Raw genomic sequence first — 9405 nt, forward strand, 5'->3', positions numbered from 1 at the left:
TCCGCCGCAACCCGTGAACTTTTCTCGGCGGGTGCGGCTGAGGAGGCCCGCTGCGTCACGCCCGTCCGTCTCCTGCCAGGATCTGCCCCAGCGTCGCCGGATGCGGGGTCGACGGTGAGCTGAAGCCGGCGGCCGATGGCGCGAATGCCGCCATTGCTTCCACCAGCCCCTGCGCCTTGGCGTCCAGCAGGCCTGCGCTGCCGTCCCCAGCGTGGGCCTGGCTCAGGCTGATGCCCATCGTGCCTTGCTGCATCCGGGCGAGCACGTCGGCGTAGCTCCAACTGGTGCCGTCGTCGAAGCGGATCGATTCGACCGTCCAACCGCGGGCGCTGGCGCCGTTGCTGTTGAAGTAGTTCGAGATCGTGACCTGGTCGGTCGTGCCATTGACCTTCAGCAGCAGGTTGTCTCCGCTGCGGGTCAGGCCGACGTCGGCAACGGCGATGCCGGACTTGAACTGCAGCACGTCCTGCTTGCCCGCAGTCGGGTCGGCGCTGCCGTTCCAGCCGTCGGAGTCGTTGTTGATGCTGTCCTGGCCATCACCGAGTCCGAAGCGGTAGGTGTCGCTGCCGAAACCGCCGACGAGGTAGTCGTTGCCGGCCCCACCATCGAGCACGTCGTTGCCTCCGTTGCCACCGTACTGGCCGTCGCCGTACAGGTTGTCGTTGCCGTCGCCACCCAGCAGCGTGTCGGCACCGACACCGCCGGTGAGCGCATCGGCGCCGGCGCCACCGATCAGCGAGTCATTGCCGTTCTCGCCATTCAGCGAGTCGCCGCCGTCACCGCCATCGAGCGTGTCGTTGCCGTCGCGGCCGTACAGCGCGTCGTCACCCCCCAGACCCGCGACGGCGTCATCCGTCGCGTAGGCGGTGATGGTGTCGTTCCCGCTGGTCGCACTGACCAGCAGCAGCGCCTTCACATCGGCCACGCTCCAGGTCGTGCCGTCGTCGAAGCGGATCTGCTCGACAGCCCAGGTCCGCGCACTGACGCCATCGCCGTTGAAGTAGTTCGACACGGTGACCTGGTCGGCGCTGCCGTTGATCTTGACGATCAGGTTGTCGCCACTGCGGGACAACGCGACATCGCTGGTCAACACGCCGGCCTTGAACTGCAGCACGTCGGCCTTGCCGACGGTCGGGTCGGCGCTGCCGTTCCAGCCGTCGGAATCGTTGTTGATGCTGTCCTGCCCGTCGCCACGACCGAAGCGGTAGGTGTCGCTGCCGAAGCCACCGACCAGATAGTCGTTGCCAGCGCCGCCGTCGAGCACGTCGTTGCCGCCGCTGCCACCGTACTGGCCGTCGCCGTAGAGGTTGTCGTTGCCGTCGCCGCCGAGCAGCGTGTCGGCGCCGACGCCGCCGGTGAGCGCATCGGCTCCCACGCCGCCGATCAGCGAGTCGTTGCCGTTCTCGCCGTTCAGCGAGTCGCCGCCGTCTCCGCCGTCGAGCGTGTCGTTGCCGTCACGGCCATACAGCGCGTCGTCACCGGCCAGCCCGGCGACGGCGTCATCCGTCGCGTAGGCGGTGATGGTGTCGTTCCCACTCGTCGCGCTGACGAGCAGCCGTGCCTTCACATCGGCGACGCTCCACGAAGTGCCATCGTCGAAGCGGATCTGCTCGACAGCCCAGGTGCGCGCACTGACGCCATCGCCGTTGAAGTAGTTCGATACGGTGACCTGGTCGGCGCTGCCGTTGATCTTGACGATCAGGTTGTCGCCACTGCGGGTCAGCGCAACATCGCTGGTCAACACACCGGCCTTGAACTGCAGCACGTCTGCCTTGCCGACGGTGGGGTCGGCGCTGCCGTTCCAGCCGTCGGAATCGTTGTTGATGCTGTCCTGGCCGTCGCCGCGACCGAAGCGGTAGGTATCGCTGCCGAAGCCGCCGACGAGGTAGTCGTTGCCGGCACCACCGTCGAGCACGTCGTTGCCGCCACTGCCGCCGTACTGGCCATCGCCATACAGGTTGTCGTTGCCGTCGCCGCCGAGCAGCGTGTCGGCGCCGACGCCGCCGGTGAGCGCATCGCCTCCCACGCCGCCGATCAGCGAGTCGTTGCCGTTCTCGCCGTTCAGCGAGTCACCACCGTCTCCGCCGTCGAGCGTGTCGTTGCCGTCGCGGCCATACAGCGCATCGTCGCCTGCCAGGCCCGCAACGGCGTCGTTGGTGGCGTAGCCGGTGATGGTGTCGTTCCCGCTGGTCGCGCTGACCAGCAGCTGCGCCTTCACATCGGCCACGCTCCAGGTCGTGCCGTCGTCGAAGCGAATCTGCTCGACCGCCCAGGTGCGCGCACTGACGCCATCACCGTTGAAGTAGTTCGAGATCGTGACCTGGTCGGTCGTGCCGTTGATCTTGACGATCAGGTTGTCGCCGCTGCGGGTCAGCGCAACATCGCTGGTCAGCACCCCGGCCTTGAACTGCAGCACATCGGCCTTGCCGACGGTGGGATCGGCGCTGCCGTTCCAGCCATCAGAGTCGTTGTTGATGCTGTCCTGGCCGTCACCGCGGCCGAAGCGATACGTGTCGCTGCCGAAACCACCAACGAGGTAGTCGCTGCCGGCGCCGCCATCGAGCACGTCGTTGCCGCCACTGCCGCCGTACTGGCCATCTCCGTACAGGTTGTCGTTGCCGTCGCCACCGAGCAGCGTGTCGGCGCCGACACCGCCGGTGAGCGCATCGGCTCCTGCACCGCCGATCAGCGAGTCGTTGCCGTTCTCGCCGATCAGCGAGTCGCCACCGTCACCACCATCGAGCGTGTCGTTGCCATCGCGGCCGTAGATCACGTCATTGCCGCCCAGGCCGAACAGGTTGTCGTCGGTGGCAAAGCCGGTGATGGTGTCGTCCCCGGCGGTGGCGAGCGTCCGGGCCTTCACGGCGGCCAGGTCCCAGGTCGTGCCGTCGTCGAAGCGGATCAACTCGACCGCCCAGCCGCGCGTGCTGACGCCGTCGCCGACGAAGTAGTTCGAGATCGTGACTTGATCGGTCGTGCCGTTGATCTTGACGATCAGGTTGTCACCGCTTCGGGTCAGCGACACATCGCTGCTGAGCACGCCGGCCTTGAACTGCAACACGTCGGTCTTGCCGACAGTCGGATCGGCACTGCCGTTCCAGCCGTCGGAGTCGTTGTTGATGCTGTCCTGCCCGTCGCCACGACCGAAGCGGTAGGTGTCGCTGCCGAAGCCGCCGACAAGGTAATCGTTGCCGGCGCCGCCATCGAGCACGTCGTTGCCGCCATTGCCACCGTACTGGCCATCGCCATACAGGTTGTCGTTGCCGTCGCCACCGAGCAGCGTGTCGGCGCCGACGCCACCGGTCAGCGCATCGACCCCGGCGCCGCCGATCAGCGAGTCGTTGCCGTTCTCGCCGTTCAGCGAGTCGCCACCGTCGCCACCATCGAGCGTGTCGTTGCCGTCGCGGCCATACAGCGCATCGTCACCGCCCAGGCCTGCGACGGCGTCATCCGTCGCGTAGGCCGTGATGGTGTCGTTCGCCGACGTGGCGCTGACCAGCAGTCGCGCCTTCACATCGGCGACGCTCCAGGACGTGCCGTCGTCGAAGCGGATCTGCTCGACCGCCCAGGTTCGCGCACTGACCCCGTCGTTGTTGAAATAGTTCGAGATCGTGACCTGGTCAGTGCTGCCATTGATGCTGACGATCAGGTTGTCGCCACTGCGGGACAGCGCAACATCGCTGGTCAACACGCCGTCCTTGAACTGCAGCACGTCGGCCTTGCCGACGGTGGGGTCGGCACTGCCGTTCCAGCCGTCGGAGTCGTTGTTGATGCTGTCCTGCCCGTCGCCACGACCGAAGCGGTACGTGTCGCTGCCGAAGCCGCCGACGAGGTAGTCGTTGCCGGCGCCGCCATCGAGCACGTCGTTGCCGCCACTGCCGCCGTACTGGCCATCGCCGTACAGGTTGTCGTTGCCGTCGCCACCGAGCAGCATGTCGGCACCGACACCGCCTGTGAGCGCATCGACCCCGGCGCCGCCGATCAGCGAGTCGTTGCCGTTCTCGCCATTCAACGAGTCGCCGCCGTCACCGCCGTCGAGCGTGTCATTGCCATCGCGTCCATACAGCACGTCGTCACCACCCAAACCAGCGACGGCGTCATCCGTTGCGTAGGCGGTGATGGTGTCGTTCGCACTCGTCGCGCTGACCAGCAGCCGCGCCTTCACGTCGGCCACGCTCCAGGTCGTGCCGTCGTCGAAGCGGATCTGTTCGACCGCCCAGGTGCGCGCACTGACGCCGTCACCGTTGAAGTAGTTCGAGATCGTGACCTGATCCGCCGTGCCGTTGATGCTGACGATGAGGTTGTCGCCGTTGCGGGTCAGCGACACGTCGCTGCTGAGCACGCCGGCCTTGAACTGCAACACATCGGCCTTGCCGACGGTCGGGTCGGCGCTGCCGTTCCAGCCATCGGAGTCGTTGTTGATGCTGTCCTGGCCGTCACCTCGGCCGAAGCGGTACGTGTCGCTGCCGAAGCCGCCAACGAGGTAATCGTTGCCAGCGCCGCCATCGAGCACGTCGTTGCCGCCGCTGCCGCCGTACTGACCATCGCCGTACAGGTTGTCGTTGCCATCACCACCCAGCAGCGTGTCGGCACCGACACCGCCGGTGAGTGCATCGACCCCGGCCCCGCCGATCAGCGAGTCGTTGCCGTTCTCGCCGTTCAGCGAGTCGCCACCGTCGCCGCCATCCAGCGTGTCGTTGCCGTCACGGCCGGAGATCACGTCGTTGCCGCCCAGGCCGAACAGGTTGTCATCGGTGGCGAAACCGGTGATCGTGTCGTCGCCACTCGTGGCGAGCGCCATCGCCTTCACATCGGCGATGCTCCAGGTCGTGCCGTCGTCGAAACGGATCTGCTCGACCGCCCAGGTGCGCGCACTGACGCCATCACCGTTGAAGTAATTCGAGATCGTGACCTGGTCGGTCGTGCCGTTGATCTTGACGATCAGGTTGTCGCCACTGCGGGTCAACGACACGTCGCTGGCCAGCACGCCCGGTTTGAACTGCAGCACGTCCTGCTTGCCCACGGTGGGGTCGGCACTGCCGTTCCAGCCGTCGGAGTCGTTATTGATCGTGTCCTGCCCGTCGCCGCGGCCGAAGCGGTACGTGTCGCTGCCGAAGCCGCCGACGAGGTAGTCGTTGCCGGCCCCACCGTCGAGCACGTCGTTGCCACCGCTGCCACCGTACTGGCCATCGCCGTACAGGTTGTCGTTGCCATCACCACCCAGCAGCGTGTCGGCACCGACACCGCCTGTGAGCGCATCGACCCCGGCGCCGCCGATCAGCGAGTCGTTGCCGTTCTCGCCATTCAGCGAGTCGCCGCCGTCACCGCCATCGAGCGTGTCGTTGCCGTCGCGGCCATACAGCGCATCGTCACCGCCCAAGCCAGCGACGGCGTCATCCGTCGCGTAGGCGGTGATGGTGTCGTTCCCACTCGTCGCGCTGACCAGCAGCCGTGCCTTCACATCGGTGACGCTCCACGAAGTGCCATCGTCGAAGCGGATCTGTTCGACGGCCCAGGTGCGCGCACTGACGCCATCACCGTTGAAGTAGTTCGAGATCGTGACCTGATCCGTCGTGCCGTTGATGCTGACGATCAGGTTGTCACCGCTGCGGGTCAGCGACACGTCGCTGCTGAGCACGCCGGCCTTGAACTGCAACACGTCGGTCTTGCCGACAGTCGGATCGGCACTGCCGTTCCAGCCGTCGGAGTCGTTGTTGATGCTGTCCTGGCCGTCACCGCGGCCGAAGCGATACGTGTCGCTGCCGAAGCCGCCAACGAGGTAGTCGTTGCCGGCGCCGCCATCGAGCACGTCGTTGCCGCCATTGCCACCGTACTGGCCATCGCCGTACAGGTTGTCGTTGCCGTCGCCGCCCAGCAGCGTGTCGGCGCCGACACCGCCGGTGAGCGCATCGGCCCCGGCCCCGCCGATCAGCGAGTCGTTGCCGTTCTCGCCGTTCAGCGAGTCGCCCCCGTCACCGCCATCGAGCGTGTCATTGCCATCGCGGCCATACAGCGCGTCGTCACCGGCCAAGCCAGCGACGGCGTCATCCGTCGCGTAGGCGGTGATGGTGTCGTTCCCACTCGTCGCGCTGACCAGCAGCCGCGCCTTCACGTCGGCGACGCTCCACGAAGTGCCATCGTCGAAGCGGATCTGTTCGACGGCCCAGGTGCGCGCACTGACGCCATCACCGTTGAAGTAGTTCGAGATCGTGACCTGATCGGTCGTGCCGTTGATGCTGACGATCAGGTTGTCGCCACTTCGGGTCAGCGACACGTCGCTGCTGAGTACGCCGGCCTTGAACTGCAACACGTCGGCCTTGCCGACAGTTGGGTCGGCACTGCCGTTCCAGCCGTCGGAATCGTTGTTGATGCTGTCCTGGCCGTCGCCGCGACCGAAACGGTACGTGTCGCTGCCGAAGCCGCCGACGAGGTAGTCGTTGCCGGCGCCGCCATCGAGCACGTCGTTGCCGCCACTGCCGCCGTACTGGCCATCGCCGTACAGGTTGTCGTTGCCGTCGCCACCGAGCAGCGTGTCGGCACCGACACCGCCTGTGAGCGCATCGACCCCGGCGCCGCCGATCAGCGAGTCGTTGCCGTTCTCGCCATTCAGCGAGTCGCCACCGTCTCCACCGTCCAGGGTGTCGTTGCCGTCGCGGCCATACAGCGCGTCGTCACCGCCCAGGCCTGCGACGGCGTCATCCGTCGCATAGGCCGTGATGGTGTCGTTCCCACTCGTCGCGCTGACCAGCAGCCGCGCCTTGACGTCGGCGACGCTCCACGAAGTGCCATCGTCGAAGCGGATCTGCTCGACTGCCCAGGTGCGCGCACTGACGCCATCACCGTTGAAATAGTTCGAGATCGTGACCTGATCCGCCGTGCCATTGATGCTGACGATCAGGTTGTCGCCACTTCGAGTCAGCGACACGTCGCTGCTGAGCACACCGGCCTTGAACTGCAGCACGTCGGCCTTGCCGGCGGTCGGGTCGGCACTGCCGTTCCAGCCGTCGGAGTCGTTGTTGATGCTGTCCTGCCCATCACCGCGACCGAATCGATACGTGTCGCTGCCGAAGCCACCGACCAGGTAGTCGTTGCCGGCGCCGCCATCGAGCACGTCGTTGCCGCCATTGCCACCGTACTGGCCATCGCCATACAGGTTGTCGTTGCCGTCGCCGCCCAGCAGCGTGTCGGCGCCGACGCCACCGGTCAGCGCATCGGCCCCGGCCCCGCCGATCAGCGAGTCGTTGCCGTTCTCGCCGTTCAGCGAGTCGCCACCGTCACCGCCATCCAGCGTGTCGTTCCCGTCGCGCCCATAGAGCGCGTCGTTGCCGCCCTGGCCCGCAATCAGGTCGTCGGTGGCATACCCGGTGATCGTGTCGTTGGCGTCGGTCGCGCTGACGAGCAGCAGCGCCTTGACCGTCGTCACGTCCCAGCTTGTGCCGTCATTGAAACGGATCTGCTCGACCGCCCAGCCGCGCGTGCTGACGCCGTCGTTGTTGAAGTAGTTCGAGATCGTGACCTGGTCGGTCGTGCCGTTGATCTTGAGGATCAGGTTGTCGCCGTTGCGGGACAGCGAGACATCGCTCGCCAGCACATCGGGCTTGAACTGCAGCACGTCCTGCTTGCCCGGGGTCGGGTCGGCATAGCCGTTCCAGCCATCGGAGTCGTTGTTGATGGTGTCCTGCCCGTCGCCGCGGCCGAACAGGTAGGTATCGCTGCCGAAGCCGCCGACCAGGTAGTCGTTGCCGGCACCGCCCTCGAGCACGTCGTTGCCGCCAGCTCCTCCGTAGGCGCCATCGCCATACAGGTAGTCGTTGCCGTCGCCGCCGTAGGCATGGTCGACGCCCTCGCCACCGGTCAGCGTGTCGTCGCCGGTGCCGCCGATCAGCACGTCGGCCCCGGCGTTGCCGGACAGCTGGTCGTTGCCGTCGTCGCCGGACAGGAGGTCCATCCCGTCCCCGCCGTTGATCACGTCGTGACCAGCACCGCCCCACAGCCAGTCGTCACCGGCCTTGCCGTCGATGGTGTCGTTGCCGGTGTAACCGTTGATCGAGTCGCGGCTCGCCGTGCCCAGGATCGTGTCGTTGCCGGCCCAGACCACCGTCATCATCGCGGTCTTGACGTCCGGCGCCAGCCCGATGGCCTGCGCCTCGAGCTGGTCGATGAAGTGGCGGTACATCGTCGCGTCATAGGGGTTGATGCCGCGCACCACCTCCATGAAGTCGCTCAGTTTTGCGCCCACGCCGGCCTGGCCGCTGGTGAACTGCTGCGCGAACACCGCGCTGACGGCCGCGAAATCGGCCGACCACACGCCGTTCACCTCGCTGAAGCTGACCTTGCGCAGCAGCGATGCGGCATGGCTGTCGCTCATCAGCTGCGTGTAGACGCTCGCGGCCAGCTGGTCATAGGCGCGCTGCAGGCTTTGCGCGTAGGTGCCCGACGGATTGACCTGCAAGGCAGGCTGCCCGAGGAAGCTTTCCATCACGCCGATCGTGCGTGCATCCACCACGCCGCCACGGCTGGCCGGGTTGACGTTCTCCTGGTGCGTCCACAGTTCGAGGATCTGCTTGACCAGGAGGTGGCGCTGCGCCGGGTCGGTCGCGGCCACGAAGGCCTCGACAGCGGCCTTCAGCGCGCCGCTGGTGTCGAGCACCATCGCGCGGTGCAGCGTGTGCACGTTGCCGAAGCCGACGGCATCGGGCAGCCGCGCGATCTCCGGCGGCACGACGATGCCGTTGCCGTTCAGCTGGCCGACCGGCACCGTCAGGCGGCGGTCCGAATCGAACCACAGCGTGTTGGTCAGGCCGGTCGAGCCGTCGCCGTAGCGGAAGGCGCCGATCTCGCGGTGCTGCACGTTGTTCGCATCGGTGAACGGCTGCGTGTTGTAGCTGACGTCGATCGAGCTGACGTTCAGCTCGGCCAGCGTCTTCAGCTCGCCGGCATTGGCGACGCCGTCGCTGTTCGCGTCCTGCCACAGGCGCAGGTCACCGAAGATCTCGTCGCTGGCATCGATCACGCCGTCGGTGTTGCGGTCGAACTCGGCCAGCGCTTCGAAGCCGTTGCGGGCCAGCGAGCCATTGGCGAGCGTCGTCTCGGTACCGAACAGCTCGGCACCGCCGTCGATCGCGCCATTGCCGTTGCGATCGAGCACCAGCATCGCGTCGCTGCTGCCGATCCAGCTCGTGCGCTCGGCAAAGCCGCTGTTGTCCAGGTCGAAGTTGACCCCGTGCGTCTTCGGGATCGTGTCGATCTTGCCGTTGTGGTCGAGGTCGAACGCCAACGGGTCGCGCGGCGGCGGCGGCGGCACCGGCGGCGGCGGCGGGGGAGGCAGCGGCGTCGGTGTCGGTGTCGGTGTCGGCGTTGGCGTCGGCGTCGGCGTCGGCGGGGTAGGCGTCGGCGGGGTAGGCG

At 66.9% G+C, this 9405-nt stretch carries 1 protein-coding gene; it reads right to left on the reverse strand.

What is annotated here, in order from left to right; translation table 11 throughout:
- Positions 1-55: 55 nt before the first annotated feature.
- Positions 56-9304, reverse strand: a complete 9249-nt coding sequence (locus ACXJLU_RS25220) for a beta strand repeat-containing protein (protein ID WP_457335717.1) — start codon at positions 9302-9304, stop codon at positions 56-58.
- Positions 9305-9405 lie beyond the last annotated feature (101 nt).

It is taken from the genome of Rhizobacter sp. P5_C2, from assembly GCF_054049715.1.